At 69.2% G+C, this 17,963-nt stretch carries 14 protein-coding genes; 7 read left to right on the forward strand and 7 right to left on the reverse strand.

Going from position 1 to position 17,963, the window contains the following annotated elements; genetic code table 11:
* Positions 1 to 2 precede the first annotated feature (2 nt).
* Positions 3 to 578 carry a HEAT repeat domain-containing protein gene (locus OG766_RS30050; RefSeq protein ID WP_266386663.1) on the forward strand — a complete coding sequence of 192 codons (576 nt, stop codon included), beginning with the start codon at positions 3 to 5 and terminating at the stop codon, positions 576 to 578.
* Here the strand turns inward: OG766_RS30050 and OG766_RS30055 are convergent.
* The 3 genes from OG766_RS30055 to OG766_RS30065 all read right to left on the reverse strand — a co-directional run bounded on the left by OG766_RS30055 (position 527) and on the right by OG766_RS30065 (position 4,069).
* Complete coding sequence (locus tag OG766_RS30055) at positions 527 to 1,141, reverse strand: GNAT family N-acetyltransferase (protein WP_328726623.1); 615 nt, start codon at positions 1,139 to 1,141, stop codon at positions 527 to 529. The genes OG766_RS30050 and OG766_RS30055 overlap by 52 nt on opposite strands.
* Positions 1,142 to 1,234: 93 nt before the next feature.
* Positions 1,235 to 2,824: an alpha/beta hydrolase gene (locus OG766_RS30060; protein WP_328726625.1), complete on the reverse strand. Its 1,590-nt coding sequence runs from the start codon at positions 2,822 to 2,824 to the stop codon at positions 1,235 to 1,237.
* A gap of 183 nt (positions 2,825 to 3,007) precedes the next feature.
* The gene (locus tag OG766_RS30065; RefSeq protein WP_266386656.1) at positions 3,008 to 4,069 is read right to left on the reverse strand and encodes an Rv2578c family radical SAM protein; all 1,062 of its coding nucleotides are present in this window, start codon (positions 4,067 to 4,069) and stop codon (positions 3,008 to 3,010) included.
* A gap of 134 nt (positions 4,070 to 4,203) precedes the next feature.
* Here OG766_RS30065 and OG766_RS30070 point away from each other — a divergent pair, with 134 nt between their 5' ends.
* From OG766_RS30070 to OG766_RS36780, 3 genes are all read left to right on the forward strand, one after another.
* Positions 4,204 to 4,647, forward strand: a complete 444-nt coding sequence (locus tag OG766_RS30070; RefSeq protein WP_266386653.1) for an SRPBCC family protein — start codon at positions 4,204 to 4,206, stop codon at positions 4,645 to 4,647.
* Between the two features lie 351 nt (positions 4,648 to 4,998).
* Positions 4,999 to 7,422 (forward strand): MFS transporter, encoded by a 2,424-nt coding sequence (locus OG766_RS30075; RefSeq protein WP_266386651.1) that lies wholly within the window; start codon positions 4,999 to 5,001, stop codon positions 7,420 to 7,422.
* Positions 7,423 to 8,028: 606 nt separating this feature from the next.
* A complete protein-coding gene (locus OG766_RS36780; RefSeq protein ID WP_353961742.1) occupies positions 8,029 to 8,271 on the forward strand; it encodes a DUF6415 family natural product biosynthesis protein in 243 nt (80 codons plus the stop codon).
* Positions 8,272 to 8,485: 214 nt separating this feature from the next.
* Here the strand turns inward: OG766_RS36780 and OG766_RS30080 are convergent, their stop codons facing one another.
* From OG766_RS30080 to OG766_RS30095, 4 genes are all read right to left on the reverse strand, one after another.
* Positions 8,486 to 9,037, reverse strand: coding sequence for an SUKH-4 family immunity protein (locus OG766_RS30080; protein WP_266386649.1), 552 nt, complete (start codon positions 9,035 to 9,037; stop codon positions 8,486 to 8,488).
* Positions 9,038 to 9,065: 28 nt separating this feature from the next.
* On the reverse strand, positions 9,066 to 10,637 hold the full coding sequence (locus OG766_RS30085; protein ID WP_266386646.1) for a WXG100-like domain-containing protein: 1,572 nt from the start codon (positions 10,635 to 10,637) through the stop codon (positions 9,066 to 9,068).
* A 79-nt stretch (positions 10,638 to 10,716) separates the two neighbouring features.
* The gene (locus OG766_RS30090) at positions 10,717 to 12,081 is read right to left on the reverse strand and encodes a WD40 repeat domain-containing protein (protein ID WP_328726626.1); all 1,365 of its coding nucleotides are present in this window, start codon (positions 12,079 to 12,081) and stop codon (positions 10,717 to 10,719) included.
* Positions 12,082 to 12,525: 444 nt separating this feature from the next.
* Entirely contained in the window at positions 12,526 to 13,404 is an 879-nt protein-coding gene (locus OG766_RS30095) for an SUKH-4 family immunity protein (protein WP_328726627.1), read from the reverse strand.
* 352 nt (positions 13,405 to 13,756) lie between these two features.
* On the opposite strand from OG766_RS30095, the gene OG766_RS30100 reads away from it, so the two are divergent.
* The 3 genes from OG766_RS30100 to OG766_RS30110 are packed head-to-tail and all read left to right on the forward strand — an operon-like array spanning position 13,757 to position 17,951.
* Positions 13,757 to 14,590 carry a M55 family metallopeptidase gene (locus OG766_RS30100; protein ID WP_328726629.1) on the forward strand — a complete coding sequence of 278 codons (834 nt, stop codon included), beginning with the start codon at positions 13,757 to 13,759 and terminating at the stop codon, positions 14,588 to 14,590.
* A complete protein-coding gene (locus OG766_RS30105; protein WP_266386634.1) occupies positions 14,583 to 15,938 on the forward strand; it encodes a M20/M25/M40 family metallo-hydrolase in 1,356 nt (451 codons plus the stop codon). Before OG766_RS30100 ends, OG766_RS30105 begins: the two co-directional genes overlap by 8 nt.
* A gap of 12 nt (positions 15,939 to 15,950) precedes the next feature.
* A complete protein-coding gene (locus tag OG766_RS30110) occupies positions 15,951 to 17,951 on the forward strand; it encodes an LpqB family beta-propeller domain-containing protein (RefSeq protein WP_328726630.1) in 2,001 nt (666 codons plus the stop codon).
* The last annotated feature ends 12 nt before the right edge of the window (positions 17,952 to 17,963 follow it).

Raw genomic sequence — 17,963 nt, forward strand, 5'->3', positions numbered from 1 at the left:
GTATGGACGCGGACCTGGACGACCTGGCACGGCGCACCCGGCGGGAAGTGTCCGGCCAGCACGAGGAGGAACTGCACCGGCGGCTGACCGCCGTCGCCGACCCGGACGACCTTGCCGCGGTGCTGACCGAGACCCAACGGCCCTTATGGGCGCGGGAGATCGCCGCCTTCCGCCTCGGCTGCGCCGGAGACCGCCGCGCCTTCGAACCCCTCGTCCTGCTGCTCAACCACCGCGACCCGGACCGCTGTGTCTCCGCCTCCTACGCCCTGACCAGGCTCGGCGACCCGCGTACCGCACAGGCCGCCGCCGCGCTCGCCACCAACGAGCGGCGCGTCGCCTACGCCCTCACCCCCGTACGCCTGCTCACCGCTCTGCGCGCCCCCGAATCCGCCCCGGCGCTCATCACCGCCCTCAACCGGCGGCTGACGCCCGGCGATCCGCACTGGCGCGTGGCACTCGCCTGTGTCGAGGGCCTGGGCGCCCTCGCCGACGAGCGTGCCCGCCCGGTCCTGCGGACGGCCCTCACTCACCCCCGGCTGTCCGCCGCGGCCTCCGCCGCGCTGAGCCGCCTGCCGTAACGCACCTCCTGCACCACGGCGCCACCCACCTCGAACGGCTCCTGTGCACCGTCCGCCGTGAAGCCGGCCTTCTCGTAGAAGCGGCGCGCCCGCGCGTTGTCCTTGAGCACCCACAGCAGCAGCGCGGGCCGGCCGTCCGCCTCCGCCCGGGACAGCAACCCGGTGAGCAGCGCCCGCCCCACACCGGTCCCGATCCGCTCCGGCCGTACGTACAGCGCGTACACCTCGCCGTCGCCGGTCGTCGTGTCCTCCTCGCGGTACGGCCCGTAGCATCCCCAGCCGACGACCTCGCCGGCCGTCTCGGCCACCAGGTGGACCACTCCGGCGCGGTCCGCGGCGGCCAGCTGGGCCCGGCGGCGCCCGGCGTCCGCCGTCTCGTCCATCGCGTCGAGGTACTCCTGAGGCATCAGCCCGGCGTAGGCGTGCCGCCAGCCCCCGACCCGGACGGCCGCGACCGCCTCGCAGTCGGCGTCGGTCATGCGCCGCAGGCGCACCTGCCGCGCGGCCGGTTCCCCGGGGACGGCGCTGGCAGGGGCGGGCACATGGAGGGGGTGCGGGCTCATGCCCCTCATCCTGGCGCACGCCACTGACAACGCTCCGTCCGGTCCTTCCGGTCCAGCCTCGCCCGTCCGGTCCCGCCCGTCGGTTCCCGCCCGTCAGTTCCGGTGGCCGAGCAGCCGGTGCAGCGCGGCCCCGGCCCGGTCCCCGTCCGTGGCACCCGTCCGTACCCCCGGCTTCAGCGGCTTCGGCTCGGGCTTCGCGGCGCAGACCGCGTCCGCGGGCCCGGCCGCGGCGGACGGCGGCAGCTTCCCGGTGGCCAGATAGTCCGTCACATAGCGGTCCAGGCACTTGTTCCCGCTCAGCGAGATCGCGTGGTTGCCGCCGCCGTCCTCGACGACCAGCCGGGAGCTCCGCAGTTTGCGGTGGAGGGTGACACCGCCCTCGTACGGTGTGGCCGCGTCGTCCGTGGCCTGGAGGATCAGCACCGGCGGCGCCGCGTGGTTGGTGACGTCCGTCGGGCCGAGGGGCGCCAGCGGCCAGAACACGCACGGCGCGTTGTACCAGGCGTTGTTCCAGGTGGAGAAGGGGGCCTTCGCGTGGACCGCCCAGTTGTCGTCGCGCCAGGTGTCCCAGCTCCGGGGCCACGCCGCGTCCCGGCACTGGACCGCCGTGTAGACGGAGTAGCTGTTCTCGCCCTGCTTGTCGACGGCGCCGAAGGACTCGTACGCCTCGACGAGCGACTTGGTGGCCCCGGTGCGTACGTAGGCGGCGAACGCGTCGGCGAGATACGGCCAGAAGCCGTTGTAGTAGCCGCCGGGCAGGAAGGTGTCCTCGAGTTCGGCCGGGCCGATCCTCTTCGCCGCGGGTGCCTTGCCCAGCGATGTGCGCATCGCGTACCAGGCGGCCTCGACCTTCGCCGGGTCGCTGCCCAGCCGGTAGGTCGCGTGGTGCCTGGCCACCCAGGCGGCGAACGCCTTGTGACGGGCGTCGAAGCCGAGGTCCTGGCCGAGGTTGGCGCGGTACCAGACGCCGTCGGGGTTCACCGCGGAGTCGAGCACCATGCGCCGGACGTGCTGCGGGAAGTACTTGGCGTACACGGCGCCGAGATAGGTGCCGTACGAGTACCCGAGGTAGCTCATCTTCCCGGTGCCGAGGGCCTGCCGTACGACGTCGAGGTCCTTCGCCATGGCGGCCGTGTTCATATGGGGCAGCAGATCGGCGTGCCTGGTCGTACAGCCCACGGTGAAGGACCGCGCCCTGGCCAGATTCGCCCGCTCGGTGCGGACGTCGAGCGGGAGCGAGTCGGGGCGTACGGGCGCGAAGTGGCCGGGGCGGCAGTTGAGCGCCGGCTGTGAGGAGCCCACTCCGCGCGGGTCGAACCCGATCACGTCGTACTGGGCCGAGACCTTGGCGGGGAGCGACGCCGCGACGAAACCGGCCGTCTTCAGCCCGGAGGCGCCCGGCCCGCCCGGGTTGACCAGCAGCGGTCCCTGGAAGGTCTTGGCGGTGTGCCGTACCCGCGAGAGCGCCAGCGTGATCTGTCTGCCGCTCGGATCGGCGTGGTCCAGCGGCACCTTCACCGACGAGCATTCGAGCTTCGGATGCTCCTCGGTCGCGCAGGCGGTCCACTTCAGCGCCCCGGCGCGGGGCGCCGTCGGCCCCGCGGTGGCGGCGGACTGCATGCCGGTGACCAGTGCGGTCACCGTCGCGCCGACGGCGACCAGCACTCCTGCGCGTCTGTTCACATGTCCTCCCGGGACGACGGGGGCGCGGCCGGGCGGCGCGGAGCCCCGGGGCAGCGTTCCCCGATATCCACCGTCAGGGACATGTTCGTGCCGTAAGTGACCCGTTTGGTGAGGGAGGAGGGGTGGGGCGGCGGACGGGGGAGGGCTGCGGACGACGTTCGCAGGAGGACGGCGGGGCGGCGGTCAGAGGAGGCTGAGCTGGGTCGCGGCGGGCTCGGCGAGAACGGGTTGGGGGGCCGGCGGGATCCGGCGAGGCGTGCCGCGTTGCGCCGGGCCTATCCCGAACTCGGTTGCCAGCTCGTGCACATGGCGGGTGATCCGCCGCTGGTACCACTTGGGCGCGTAGGCGCCCTCCGCGTACAGCCGCTCGTACCGCCGCACCAGGTGCGGATGCTCCCGGGCCAGCCACGCCATGAACCATTCGCGCGCTCCGGGCCGCAGATGCAGCACGAGAGGCGTCACGGACGTCGCCCCGGCCGACGCGATCGCCCGTACGGTCGCGCGCAGCTGGTCCGGGTGGTCGCCGAGGAAGGGGATGACCGGGGCCATCAGCACTCCGCAGCCGATGCCGTGCTCGGTGAGTGTCCGGACCACGTCGAGGCGCCGCTCGGGCGACGGCGTACCCGGCTCGACCGAGCGCCACAGCCCGGGGTCCGTGAAGCCGACCGAGACGGAGATCCCGACGTCGGTCACCTCCGCGGCCTGCCGCAGCAGCTCCAGATCACGCAGGATCAGCGTGCCCTTGGTGAGGATCGAGAACGGATTGGCGTGGTCGCGCAGGGCGCCGATGATGCCGGGCATCAGGTGGTAGCGCCCCTCCGCCCGCTGGTAGCAGTCGACGTTCGTGCCCATCGCGATGTGCGCGCCCTGCCAGCGGCGCGAGGCCAGCTGGCGCCGTAGCAGCTCCGGCGCGTTGACCTTGACGACGATCTGGCTGTCGAAGCCGAGCCCGGTGTCCAGGTCCAGATAGCTGTGGGTCTTGCGGGCGAAGCAGTACACACAGGCGTGCGTGCAGCCCCGGTACGGATTCACCGTCCATTCGAACGGCATCCGTGAGGCGCCCGGTACCCGGTTCAGGATCGAACGGGCGCGGACCTCGTGGAAGGTGATCCCGCGGAACTCGGGGGTGTCGAAGGTGCGTGTGGTCACGGCGTCCGTGCCGAAGAGCGCGATGTCCCCGGGCAGGGTCGCGCTCTCGGGGTCCGTGGCGTTCCGGCCGTTCTCGGCGAGATTGTCCCAGCGCATGGGCGCCTCCTCGGTAGCACTGACCACAGAATAGAACACTTGTTCCCTTGATCGCTGCAACCCCGATTTTGGGCGGCCCCCCGTGAGGTGGTTGGCTTGGTCCATCGCAGGAACCGAGTGCTGGAGGAGAAGCAATGGCGCAGGTCGAGGCCACGACGGAGCGGGTCATCGCGGCGGACGCGGAGACCGTGTTCGACACGCTGGCCGACTACAAGGACACCCGCGCGAAGCTCCTGCCCGAGCACTTCAGCGAGTACGAGGTGCGTGAGGGAGGCGACGGCGAGGGCACCCTCGTCCACTGGAAGCTCCAGGCCACGAGCAAGCGCGTCCGCGACTGCCTGCTGGAGGTCTCCGAGCCGACCGACGGACAGCTGGTCGAGAAGGACCGCAACTCCTCCATGGTCACCACCTGGACCGTGACGCCCGCCGGCGAGGGCCGCTCCCGGGCCGTGGTCACCACCGTCTGGAACGGCGCGGGCGGCATCGGCGGATTCTTCGAGCGGACGTTCGCTCCCAAGGGGCTCGCCCGGATCTACGACGAGGTCCTCGCCAAGCTCGCCGCCGAGGTGGAGAAGTAGGTCTTTCGTAGCTCTTTCGTTCGGTGGCCCGTCCGTTCGGTGGCCCGTCCGTTCAGTGGTCCTTGCGTCCGGCGGTCCGTTCGGCGGGTGTGACCCCGGTCTTCCCGGGGTGACGCCTCCCTTCACGGGCGCGGCACGGGTCACCGTTTCGAGTGGTTTTCCCTGCGGCTCCCTCGTGCGCCCGGCGTGCCGGGAGCCGCGGGAAAGCTCCTGATGAGCGCCTGTTGTGCGCCCCCGTCGCCCCGCCCGCCCTCCTCTCCGGCGCCTGTTTCCCGGTAACGTCCCGCTTGCTCCTCCTTGGCGTGTAATGCGAAGAATGACGCCGCGCAGCCGCGACGAGGGGAGCAGTACGTGGGCGGGACCACTCTGGTGAAGGACGGGCAGACCGCCGAGACGGCCGGTCGTCCCGGGCCTCCCGCGCCCCCCGCCCCGGCAGCGGCCGACGCCGTGGAGGACCGGAGCCCACGCCGCGTACGCCTCGTCTTCTTCAGCCTGATGCTCGCGCTGCTGCTCGCCGCGCTGGAGCAGATGATCGTCGCCACCGCCCTGCCGAAGATCGTCGGTGAACTCCAGGGCCTGGACCGCATGTCCTGGGCCATCACCGCGTATCTCCTCACGGCGACGATCGGACTGCCGGTCTACGGAAAGCTCGGGGACCTCTACGGTCGCAAGGGCGTCTTCCAGTTCGCCATCGTCGTGTTCGTCATCGGCTCGGCCCTGGCCGGCTGGTCCCGCACGATGGACGAACTCATCGCCTTCCGGGCGATCCAGGGCATCGGCGCCGGCGGACTGATGATCGGCGTCCAGGCGATCATCGCCGATATCGTCCCGGCCAGGGAACGCGGCCGCTTCATGGGCCTCATCGGCGCGGCCTTCGGGCTCGCCTCGGTCGCGGGGCCACTGCTGGGCGGCTTCTTCACCGACCATCTCTCCTGGCGCTGGTGCTTCTACATCAACGTGCCCTTCGGCCTGGTCACGCTCGCGGTCGTGGCCGTCGTCCTGAAGCTGCCCAAGCCGCCCGCGCGGGCCCGTTTCGACGTCCTCGGCGCCTTCTTCCTCGCGGCCGCCTCCACCTGCCTGGTGCTGCTGACGAGCTGGGGCGGCACGGAGTACGCCTGGGACTCACGCGTCATCCTGGGCCTCGCGGCGGGAGCCGCCGGAACGACCCTGCTCTTCCTCGTCGTCGAGCACTACGCGCCCGAACCGGTCATCCCCCTGCGGCTGTTCCGCGACTCGGTGTTCAACATCACCGGCCTCGTGGGAGCCGTGATCGGCGTCGCCCTCTTCGGCGCGGCCAGCTATCTGCCCACCTTCCTGCAGATGGTCGACGGTGCGAGCGCCACCGAGTCCGGACTGCTGATGCTGCCCATGATGGGCGGCATCGTCGTCGCCTCCATCGTCTCCGGACAGCTCATCAGCCGCACCGGCCGCTACAAGGTCTACCCGGTGGCCGGCACCGCCGTCTCGGCCGTCGGCATGTGGCTGCTGTCGCGGCTGGAGGCCGACACCACCCGGCTCGAGTACTCGCTCTGGCAGGCCGTCCTCGGCATCGGCGTGGGCATGGTGATGCCGGTACTGATCCTGGCCGTGCAGAACTCCGTACCGCCCGCCGATCTCGGCACCGCCACCAGCGCCAACAACTACTTCCGGCAGATCGGCGGCAGCGTCGGCGCGGCGGTCTTCGGCACCCTCTTCGCCGACCGGCTCACCCATGCGCTCGACGGGCGCGTCCACGCAGCCGACGGCCTTCCCGCCGCCGAGTCCCTCACCCCGCAGCTCGTCCACGCGATGCCGCCGGAGCTGCGCGACCACTACATCCAGGCGTACGCCGACGCGATGCCGCGGATCTTCCTCTACCTCGTACCGGTGCTCGTCCTCGGCCTGTTCCTCGCCTTCTTCCTCAAGGAGAAACCGCTGGTGTCCCATCACGCCCCCGCCTCCGCGGACCCCACCTCCGTACCGCACGCCCGCACGGCGCCGGCCGCTCCCTCGCCCGCAGCCCACAGCGCCGGGGTGCCCGTCTGCGGGACCGTCCAGCACCACGACGGCAGCACCGTCCCGCGCGCCGCGCTCACCCTCATCGACATCCGGGGGCAGCAGATCGGACGCGGCGCGAGCGGCGAGGACGGACGGTACGCGCTCAGCGTGCCCGGCTCCGGCAGTTACGTCCTCATCGCGGCGGCCGGCGGGCACCAGCCGCAGGCCGTGTCGGTCACCGTCGGCGAACGGCCGGTCGAACTGGACGTCGTGCTCGGCGGAGCGGGGCGCCTCGCGGGGAGCGTCGTCACCGCTGACGGGAGCCCGGTGCGCGATGCCGCCGTGACCCTGACCGACGTACGCGGCGACGTCGTCGCGTCCGCGCGGAGCGGGCGCGAGGGCGGCTATGTGATCGGTGAACTGGTGGCGGGCGAGTACACGCTGGCGGCGAGCGCCCCGGCCTTCCGCCCGGCCGCGCTGCCCGTCAGCGTCCAGGCCGCCCGCGAGACGCGGCAGGACATCGAACTCGCGGGTGGCGCGGTGCTGCGCGGCACGGTGCGCGCCGGCGGCGGACGGCCCGTCGAGGACGCGCGGGTGACGCTGCTGGACGCGGCCGGCAACGTCGTCGACACCCTCACCACGGGCCCCGACGGAACCTTCCGCTTCGTCGACCTGTCCTCCGGCGAGTACACCGTCATCGCGGCGGGCTATCCGCCGGTGGCGACGGTGCTGCAGGTCGCGGCCGGAGGGCGTACGGAGCGCGAACTCCAGCTGGGGCACGAGGACCGGTACTCCTGACCCACGGGACCGCGCCACCATCTGGGCCCGGGGGTAGACCCCGTTCCGCACCCGTTTCGGTGGGACCGCGCGGCTACATACGTAGCCATGACAGCCGAGGCCGACGATGGCATCTGTGTGGTCGGGCCGAGCCTGGATGGCCCCGGTCCTGGGACATCGCATGTCGGAGCTCGTCCGCTCGTTGGATGAGCTCCTGGTCCTCCCAGGAGCTTGTGATGCGGAGGATACGCTCGTGCCCGCTGTGCCTCTCGGCCGTCGTAGAACCAGCCTTCGACGGCTTCGCGGCTGGCTCCGCGTTCTCCAAACCGAGCCGCGAGGCAGTTCCTGGTAGAGCGGAAGGACATCCTCAGGGTTGCGGATGCCAAGCGCTTCGAGTGTGTGGCGGAAGAACAACACGGTGCCTTCTCCACCCCGCCCAGCACATCACTGCCGCGACGGTAGAACGCTGACTGCTTCAAGCGGCCCCGAACAGACGGTACTTGGCGATCCAGGGGAGAACGCCATCGTCCAGAGGGCGGTGCTGCCATCGAGTCCCGACGGCCTACGCATGGTCCTGCGCAAGTTGCGGAGCCGGGAAGCTTTCGTTGCGGGGCGCTCCTTGACGACGTGGCTGATGTGTTGGACGACATCGTGCCCACCGAAGAACACCTCGAGGAGACTGCGGATCGCTTCAGCGGCCACCTGCTGCGGCTCGTCCCCATCGCGGTTGCCGCCGGTGCGGAGAAGTGGGACGCCACCGCAGCTCGGCACATTGAGCGAGCCCGTGCCCTGCGCCCGAGGAGCTGCCCGGAAGTCACGGGATACGTGAAGTCCCCCGAGCCAGCTGCGGGCGGAGGTAGAGCAGCATGACGCAACAGCACTACAGGAACGGCATGCGCGTTCCCTACATGACCGACTGGAGCGCAGAGGCTGTTCTTCAGCCGAGGATCATCCGACTCATCGCACGCCGCTGAGGTGATCAGGTCCCGGCCGGAAATGGTGGCTCTGGGAGGGGGACACGGTCGGGTCACCGCTCTGCTGGGCTGAGCCGACGGCGCGGCCCGCGGTTGGATCGAGGGTGGCTCTACCAGCTGCCTTCCATGATTTCATCGAAGATGATGTTCCACTCTGAGATGGGGTCTTCGAAGGGAGTGCTGTCGAAGGCTTCGATCCGGGACCGTGTCTGCAGAGCGAGTGCTTCCTCGTCCTCGGAAGCGTCGCGTTCGAGGTGGAACTCCTGCAGCGCGCAGAGGCTGTAGACGAGGGACTCGACATTGCGGTGCATGAGAAGGTGACGGCTGGTGCCTTCCGGGAAGGCGTAGACCTTCTCGGTGGTTGAGTCGAGGGCCAGGAGCGAGTCCTGAAAGTAGCCCAAGACCGCCCATTCTTCGGCTCCTGGAGGGCATGGACGCCCGATGGATGCCAGGAACTCACCGAGGAGTGCCGGGTCGTGAACCGGGTCCTTGACATCCATTCGTGACAGGAACAAGTCGTCGTGGGGAAGGCCTACTTCGTGGAGCATGCGCATCGAGGGTGACTCGACGGTTTGGTGGTCATGCGCGTCGCGGGGGAACATGACGACGCCCGGCAGCCCGAACAAGCGGACAATGTCTGCCGTGCTGACGGAGTAATTCATGGCTGGAACCTCGCTGGGTGTGGTCGAGCTAGCGGCCGTGGGCCTTTTTCAATCCATCGACATACTTTTGATGCTGGGCGTTGCCCTCTTCTCTCTTCCCGTTCAGCTGATCGTAGTCGACCACATCAGTCACGGTGAGACCGGGGTTGTGTGTGGCGAAGTGCTTTGCGAGCCATGCGTCACATCGGCTGTTGCGTTTCTGGCATGGTGCACGTTCGGTGAAAACCTCGTCCAGTCCGGCTTGCTTTCCCTTGTGAATCAACGGGTATCCTATGACCCGCTCGGAGTGCATGCCGCGATCGCTGCGGCCGACGAGGATGATCTCCTTTTGCGAATCCGAAGGGTCAATGTACCTACCGGCCGCATAGTTGTGCTTGCTCTCGTAGTCGTTATTGGCGTAGCGGGCGATCTGTGTAGCCTGTCCCAGCGGATCGTCGTACGGGTCGACTCGGCTCGACTTTACAACTGCGGTCTCGTCGTCCTGAACTCCCACCCTTGCCTTCTCGGCCCTGCTCTCGGGCCGCCACACCGTGCCGTTGGACTCGAGAAGGTCGTGGATCCCCGACTTGTCGTCCTTGTCGACGGGCTTGAGTGTTCCGTCGGGTAGAAGCTGCTGCACCGTGCCGTCCTTGGCGAGGAGGTACATGGGTACGTCCTTGCCGTCTCCGTCCTTACGTCGAGGACTGCAGCCGTCGACCTTCTCCTTGACGTCCTTGTCGGTGCCGTCATTGGTTCGTTTGGTCTTGTCGAGGCCGTCGACGTTCTTCTCAATTTCCTTGTGCATCTTGACTGCGGTCGACTCGACCTTGTCTTCGGCCTTGTCGATGGCGGCACCGAACTTGGCGAAACGGTCGTCCTTCTTGGTGACGAGACTGCGCTTTGCTCGCTTATCGCCGAAGGTCTTCTTCTTGTCGTGCAGTCGGCCATGCTCCTTGCCGAGCTGGTCAATGGCGTCAGCGAACTCTGCGAATTCGATCCAGAGGTCCTGTCCGACAGCGCTGGAGCCCTCGGGCAAGAGGGAGCCGTTCTTGTCGCGCCCGCCGGAGGCGGTGGTGTCGTCGAACAGGCCCTCGAGTTTGGTCAGGATCTCGCCTTCGATCTTCTCGACGGCAAGATCGACGAGTTGTGATACGAGCAGGTCGATGGCTTCCCTGATAGCCATTTTGAGCGCCAAGGCGGCGCCGGCACCGATCAGCGCGGAGAGGCCGCCGGTAAAGATGGCGCCGATCAGTCCGCCGGTTACGGCGGCAGCCGCCGTGCCGAGGTCGGCAATGACCGCTACCTTGCAGGTGGTGACGTAGCCTGCGCCGGTGTCCATCGCGCCGGCAAGCAGGTCCATGGCGTCGGCCAGGTGCTTCATGTCCTGGCCGGAGACCTTGCCCCATCGCTGCCTGAAAGCGTCCACCGCGACGCCCTTGCTGCGGCCGGCCAAAACGTTACTGCAGGCCTTGTTGGCGTCGCGGATGGTGTCGCGTAGCTCCTCGGCGAACTCGCGATACTCCCGTGCGGTGTCCTTGAGGTCGTCCTCATCGATGTCGGGCCAGTCGACGCCCACCATCTCCATGATGTCCCGCAGGTCTTCAGGCAGCTGTATGCCCATCCGTGGCACCCCCGTCGTAGCAAGTCCGGTCCACAACGGTGATCCACTCTAGACGGATGCTCCTCCAACTGGACTGTGACTATGAGCCGTTGACTGGTGCGGAAGGATTCGGGACGAGTGCAGTGATGGCCTCGTCCATGCCGATCACGACGAGAGTCTCACCCGTCGCAGCACGCTGGGAGCAGACGGCCCGCACTGGTGGTCCCGGCCGGAAGGGAAGGACAGTTCCGCTGTCGAGGTCCATGTATTCGACCAGGCCATCGGCCCAGGCCACGATCAGTTCCAGGGAGTGAGCGGAGGAGGTACTCGCACTGATCGCCGCCAAGGAGGTGGACCTGCTCCGCAGGGGTTCGGGCATCGGCTCTGCCGCCGGGCTCCAGGCCCGGATGCGACCGTCAACACCGCCCGAGTAGACCAGCGTTATGTCCGTCCCGTTGAGCTCAAGCCCCGTAACGGCTTCAACGGGCCCATTGTGCAACAGCTGTGACGTGGCTTCTACCTCGCCACCTTTCCCTACGGAGAGAACGTGTACGTGTCCCGTGGCGTCTCCGAAGACGACACCGTCCGGCAGCGATGCGGCAGCCGTGAGCTTGGTGCCGTCTGGACGGTCCGGGAAGGCCAGCACGGCTTCACGTAGCCGGCTCCACGGGTCTGACTCTGGTTCGAGCAAGGCCTGCAGGCCCTGCTTCTGCGGAACCTCGCCAACAAGGCTGACCCCTCCGAACTCGTCGAGGACGGTGGCTGTGCCGTCGGGCAGGCACATCAGTGCCTTGGCCGGGCGGCTTCGACGGGTTGACAGGCGTCCGCGTGCAGTGCCCCCTACGCTGTCCAGCAGCCGTATGGCACCGAGGAAATCAGCGCACAGGACGTGCTCGGCGTGCCGCGCCCTTCCTGTCGCAAGTGCGGAGACAGGCCCGGGCCAGCCCGAGTGTCCGCCCTCCAGTGTGTACGTGCGCACCAAGCGCCATGACTCGGGTTGAGTCATTTCTTCCAGAGCGGAACGGGCCTCGGAAGGTCGGCCACTGTCCAACGCCGCCAGTAAGGTCAGTGCGCGGGTGGAAACCTTCGTGGCGCCACAAAGAGCCTGGCCGGCCCTCAGCCACGCGCGGCCGAGGTCGCTCGCCATTTCCGCTGCCCGGTCCTCGTGTTCCAACCACGCGGTCACCGCATGCGGATCGGCTCGCACCATGGAACCCGCAGTAAAGGCGATGTCATCGACTTCACGGGGCACTGCCACCTGCAGGCCCGGGCTCACCACCGGGCCGGGATAGGGGTACAGCGGCCCCACGTCGACTGCAGGGGCGACTGTCTGCCCCCACTGGAGGAAGCCGCCGAAGTCCGTCCAACGGGGCTGGCTGAGATCCATAAGCGCCGGTCCGGGGTTCTGATCGAGGAGTTGCTCCGTGCACAGAGCGTCACTGCGGGACTCGACAACCAGCTTCACGTGAGGGATCTTCAGGAGAGGCAGGATGAGTTGGTCAACCACGGACCCGGCTGCCTGCGAAAGGTGGAGGTCACAAAGGACCAAAACGGTACGTCGCATGTCCTCGGCGATGCTCGCAATGAGTTCACCGGGTGCCCTCGCCACCACTCCCAAGTGATCTGCGAGAAGCCACGCAGCTCCCCGCAGACCCGAACCTGCCAGCGGCGCCACCGCGTGAGTTCGCCACGTGTTTCCATCGACGGATGGAATCTCGCCGTGCTTCACGAGCCACGCAAGCAGGTTGGACTTACCTGAACCTGCCGGCCCCGTCAGCACGCACAACCGCGGAGCTCGGGCGTCGGCGAGCCACCCCAGCAGCGCGGATGCCGCAGGCTCCCGGCCGGCCCCCGGCCGCGGTTTTCGGACGGCCGTCCCCTCTGGCACCTCATCCCCCTGGTTCTTGGGCTAACCCTGCCGACGACGAGCCTGGCGAGCGGCGAAGATGATGGCCTCTTTGAGTCCTTCTTCGCGTGATTCCGCAGATGCCCCGTACCCGAAGCTGTGAGTGAACTGCGCACGGGGGAAGGTATGTTGCATCCACACAGCACAGTAGTGACCCGGCATGAAGCAAGGCTCAAGCTCGCAGTAGACCCGGGTGACCTGTTCCGGGCGCACTCCCGAGGACGAGAGCCGCTGCCAGATCCGCTCTTCGGGGTGCAACCTGCCAATCCCCGTGCTGTCCGTGACGACCTCCTTGCGCCCCCCTGCCAGCTCGAACTCGAAGGATGCCGAGAACGGGAAGTTCAGCGTGTGCCGTACGTCATCCAGGACACGCGGCCACCAGCTTTCACGCTCGGCGAAGGCCAGAGGGTCAAGCTCCTGGAGTCCAGTCATCAGGCTGTGCAGAACGGGCACGGCACCTTGCAAGCCGTCCGCCACAGCGATGCGCGACACAGCACGGTCCAGCAGGACGAGAGCCTCACTGAACAGATCGACGCTCGCGCTCACGTACATGTCCGGCAGCACCTCGGACAAGAACACTGCCTGGACCGCACCATCCGGCCTTACGCAAAGGTCGGCCCCACCGTCGGTCCCCAGACGCAACCAGCGGCTGAGCGGACCGGGCGGTGCCTGAAGCTGCTGACGCGAAGCAAAAGCGCCCAGCTGAGCTGCATCGCCGCTGGATGCTGCACGGAAGTACGGCCCGACAGCGACCGGTATGCCTTGCTCGCGTAGTGTCCGGGTAGCCCCCTCGGGGACATGGGAGCCCTGGAGCGCCACGGCGGGGAAACGGCGCAGACCCTCGGTGCCGAAATGCTCAATGATCGGATTGTTCGTTGACACCTGCGCTCCTCGCCGATGATCACACCGTGGCCATCGTAACTCCAGGGTTGATCAAGCCGGCCCCTGCGGTTCTGTGGTCGCGAGGAGCGGGCCGTCTGCCTGCTCCTCGTCCTGATCACCTGGGACCATCCCCGCCCGCGAGACGCGGCAGGACATCGAACTCGCGGGTGGCGCGGTGCGCGCCGGCGGTGGACGGCCCGTCGAGGACGCGCGGGTGACCCTGCTCCGGCCCGTGCTCCGGGCCCGTGAAATGGCTGGTCGCGGGCCCGAGTGACGGACGTCATTGGTCTGAACCACCAAGAGTTATCCACAGGGCTGGTCGGCTCGGCGGGCGGCGCGTACGGTTCCTGGCATGAAGATCCTGATCAGCGCCGACATGGAAGGCGCCACCGGCGTCACCTGGCCGGCTGATGTGCTGCCCGGCACCCCCCAATGGGAGCGGTGCCGGTCCCTGTTCACCTCGGACGTGAACGCGGCGGTGCTCGGCTTCTTCGACGGCGGTGCCGACGAAGTGCTCATCAACGAGGCGCACTGGACCATGCGCAATCTGCTGCTGGAGCGCCTGGACGAGCGTGCGGAAATGCTGACAGGACGCCACAAGACGCTCTCCATGGTGGAAGGCGTGCAGCACGGCGATGTGGACGGCATCGCCTTTATCGGCTATCACACGGGCGCGGGCGCCGAGGGCGTCCTGGCCCACACCTACCTCGCGAACTCGATCACGGGCGTCTGGCTGAACGGCACCCGGGCGAGCGAGGGCCTGCTCAACGCCCAGGTGGTCGCGGAGTGCGGCGTTCCGGTGATCCTGGTGACCGGCGACGACCTCACCTGCGACGACGCCCTGGGGTATGCGCCCGAGGCCCGCAAGGTCGCGGTCAAGGACCATGTCTCGCGGTACGCGGCGGTGTGCCGTACCCCCGCCCGTACCGCTGCCGACATCCGCTCGGCAGCCAAGGAGGCCACCGCGCTCGCCGTCCGCCACGAGCCGGTGCAGGGCGGCCCGTTCACGGTGGAGCTGGAGTTCGACGCCGAGCATCTCGCCGCGGCCGCGACGGTGGTGCCCGGCACGGCCCGCAGCGGCGAGCGCCGCACCGTCTACACCAGCGAGACGATGTATGAGGCCATTCGTACGTTCAAGGCGGTCACGACGATCGTCTCTGCCGCCGTGGAGGAGCAGTATGGCTGACGTGACCCGCCCCGAAACGCAGACCGGATCACCGGTCGACGACATCGCCCTCGACGAGGTCGTGGCCTTCACCTCCGAACTCATCCGTATCGACACCACCAACCGCGGCGGCGGCGACTGCCGCGAGAGGCCCGCGGCCGAGTACGTCGCGGAGCGGCTCGCCGGAGCCGGACTGGAGCCCGTGCTGCTGGAGCGCACACCGGGCCGTACGAACGTGGTGGCCAGGATCGAGGGCACCGACCCGTCCGCCGACGCCCTGCTCGTCCACGGTCATCTCGACGTGGTCCCCGCCGAGCCCGCCGACTGGACCGTGCACCCCTTCTCCGGTGAGGTGCGCGACGGCGTCGTCTGGGGCCGCGGCGCGGTCGACATGAAGAACATGGACGCGATGGTCCTCGCGGTCGTCCGGGCGTGGAAGCGCGCCGGCATCCGGCCCCGGCGGGACATCGTCATCGCCTACACGGCGGACGAGGAGGCGAGCGCGGAGGACGGCTCGGGCTTCCTCGCCGATCAGCACCCGGAGCTCTTCGAGGGCTGCACGGAAGGCATCAGCGAATCCGGGGCCTTCACCTTCCACGCCGGACCCGGGATGTCGCTCTACCCGATCGCGGCGGGCGAGCGCGGTACGGCCTGGCTCAAGCTCACCGCCCACGGCCGCGCGGGCCACGGCTCCAAGGTCAACCGGGCCAACGCGGTCACCAGGCTCGCCGCGGCCATCGGCCGGATCGGCGCCCACGAGTGGCCGGTCCGCCTCACCCGGACCGTGCGGGCCGCCCTGTCCGAGCTTGCCGCGCTCTACGGCATCGACGTCGACGTCGACGCACCGGACTTTGACGTGGACGCCCTCATGGCCAAGCTCGGCCGGGCCGCCGCACTCGTCGAACCCGTCGTGCGCAACAGCGCCAACCCGACCATGCTCGACGCCGGATACAAGGTCAACGTGATCCCCGGGCACGCCACCGCCTTCGTCGACGGGCGGATGCTGCCCGGTGGCGAGGAGGAGTTCCGTGAGACCCTCGACCGGCTCACCGGACCCGACGTCGACTGGGAGTTCCACCACCGGGAGGTCGCCCTGGAGGCGCCCGTCGACTCCCCGACGTTCGCCAAACTGCGCGCGGCGATCGAGCGCTTCGACCCGGCCGGGCATGTCGTCCCGTTCTGCATGTCGGGCGGCACCGACGCCAAGCAGTTCTCCCGGCTCGGCATCACCGGGTACGGCTTCTCACCGCTGAAGCTGCCCGAGGAGTACGACTACGCGGCCATGTTCCACGGCGTCGACGAGCGCGTCCCCGTCGACGCACTCCATTTCGGCGTCCGCGTTCTCGACCACTATCTGAAGTCCGCATAGGGGGAGTTGGCAATGGTACCCACGGGGGCCTACGGCACATGGCCGTCGCCGATCGACGCCGCGCTCGCAGCGTCGCACGACGGCCGTCCCGAGTTCGTCGGCACCGTCGGCGACGAGGTGTGGTGGACCGCGCCGCGCCCCGCCGAGGGAGGGCGCCGGGCCCTGGTCCGCCGCCGGGCCGGCGGAGCCGAGGAGTCGGTCCTGCCCGCCCCGTGGAACGTGCGCAGCCGGGTCATCGAGTACGGCGGACAGCCGTGGGCCGGAGCCGCCCGCTCCGAGGGCGGCCCGCTCATCGTCTTCGTCCACCACCCCGACCAGCGGCTGTACGCGTACGAACCGGACGGCGGCGGTGAGCCGCGGCCGCTGACCCCGGTGTCGACGGTGGGCGACGGGCTGCGCTGGGTCGACCCGGTCGTCCACCTGGACCGTGGCGAGGTCTGGTGTGTGCTGGAGGAGTTCACCGGCGAGAGTCCCACCGATCTGCGGCGGGTGATCGCGGCCGTGCCGCTGGACGGTTCCGCGGCCGGGGACCGCGCGGCCGTGCGGGAGCTGACCGACGACCGGCACCGGTTCGTCACCGGCCCCCGGCTGTCCCCGGACGGGCGCCGTGTCGCGTGGATCGCCTGGGACCATCCGCGCATGCCCTGGGACGGCACGGAAGCCATGATCGGCGAGGTGACGGACGGCGGGCCGTTCGCGGGCGCGCGCCCCGTCGCGGGCGGCCCCGACGAGTCGGTGGCCCAGGTCGGCTGGGCCCGGGACGGATCCCTGCTCTTCGTCTCGGACCCCGGCAACTGGTGGGAGCTGCGCCGTATCCGGCCGGACGCCCTGGACGGCGGCGAGCCGACGGCCGTCGGTCTCTGCGAGGGCCGCGGCGAGGAGTTCGGCGGCCCGCTGTGGAAGATCGGCCTGACCTGGTTCCAGCCGCTCGACAGCGGACTGATCGCGGTCATTCACGGAAAGGGCTCCACCGCCCTCGGGATACTCGACCCCGAGACCGGTGAGCTCGTCGACGCGGCCGGCCCCTGGACCGAGTGGGCCTCGACGCTCGCCGCGCACGGCAGCCGGGTCGTCGGCGTCGCCGCGAGCCCGCGCAGCGGGTACGAGGTGGTGGAACTCGACACCCGCACCGGCAGGACCCGCGTCATCGGCTCGGCCCACGCCGACTCGGTCGACCCCGCCTACTACCCAGAGCCCCAGATCCGCACCTTCACCGGGCCGGACAACCGGGAGATCCACGCCCACATCTATCCGCCGCACAACCCGGACCGCATCGCCCCCGGCGACGAACTGCCGCCCTATGTGGTGTGGGCGCACGGCGGACCCACCGGACACGCGCCGCTCGTCCTGGACCTGGAGATCGCCTACTTCACCTCGCGCGGCATCGGCGTCGCCGAGGTCAACTACGGCGGTTCGACGGGCTACGGACGGGAGTACCGCAACCGGCTGCGCGAACAGTGGGGCGTCGTCGACGTCGAGGACTGCGCCGCGGTCGCGGAGGCCCTCGCCTCCGAAGGCACCGCCGATCCCGACCGGCTCGCGATCCGCGGCGGCAGCGCCGGAGGCTGGACCACCGCCGCCTCGCTCACCGGCACGGACGTGTACGCGTGCGGCACGATCATCTATCCCATCCTGGATCTGATGGGCTGGGCCACCGACGAGACCCATGACTTCGAGTCCCGGTACCTCGAATCGCTGATCGGGTCGCTCGCCGAGGTCCCCGGCCGCTACCGGGAGCGGTCTCCCATCGAGCACGTCGACCGGATCTCCGCGCCCTTCCTGCTGCTCCAGGGACTGGACGACCCGATCTGTCCACCGGTGCAGAGCGAGCGTTTCCTCGCCCAGATGGCGGGACGCGGCATCGCTCACGCCTACATCGCGTTCGAGGGGGAGAGCCATGGGTTCCGCCGCGCGGACACCATGATCCGCGCCCTGGAGGCCGAACTGTCCCTGTACGGCCAGACGTTCGGCATCGCACGCACCGACGTCCCCCAGCTCGAACTGAAGAAATGAAGGACGCAGTGA

It is taken from the genome of Streptomyces sp. NBC_00259, assembly GCF_036181745.1.
GTDB classification, from domain to species: Bacteria; Actinomycetota; Actinomycetes; order Streptomycetales; family Streptomycetaceae; genus Streptomyces; species Streptomyces pratisoli.

Excerpts from the sequence above, each read along its gene's own strand:
- OG766_RS30050 (WP_266386663.1), top strand. The coding sequence starts at position 3 with ATGGACGCGGACCTGGACGACCTGGCACGGCGCACCCGGCGGGAAGTG.
- OG766_RS30055 (WP_328726623.1), bottom strand. The coding sequence starts at position 1,141 with ATGAGCCCGCACCCCCTCCATGTGCCCGCCCCTGCCAGCGCCGTCCCC.
- OG766_RS30065 (WP_266386656.1), bottom strand. The coding sequence starts at position 4,069 with ATGCGCTGGGACAATCTCGCCGAGAACGGCCGGAACGCCACGGACCCC.
- OG766_RS30070 (WP_266386653.1), top strand. The coding sequence starts at position 4,204 with ATGGCGCAGGTCGAGGCCACGACGGAGCGGGTCATCGCGGCGGACGCG.
- OG766_RS30080 (WP_266386649.1), bottom strand. The coding sequence starts at position 9,037 with ATGAATTACTCCGTCAGCACGGCAGACATTGTCCGCTTGTTCGGGCTG.
- OG766_RS30085 (WP_266386646.1), bottom strand. The coding sequence starts at position 10,637 with ATGGGCATACAGCTGCCTGAAGACCTGCGGGACATCATGGAGATGGTG.
- OG766_RS30100 (WP_328726629.1), top strand. The coding sequence starts at position 13,757 with ATGAAGATCCTGATCAGCGCCGACATGGAAGGCGCCACCGGCGTCACC.
- OG766_RS30105 (WP_266386634.1), top strand. The coding sequence starts at position 14,583 with ATGGCTGACGTGACCCGCCCCGAAACGCAGACCGGATCACCGGTCGAC.
- OG766_RS30110 (WP_328726630.1), top strand. The coding sequence starts at position 15,951 with ATGGTACCCACGGGGGCCTACGGCACATGGCCGTCGCCGATCGACGCC.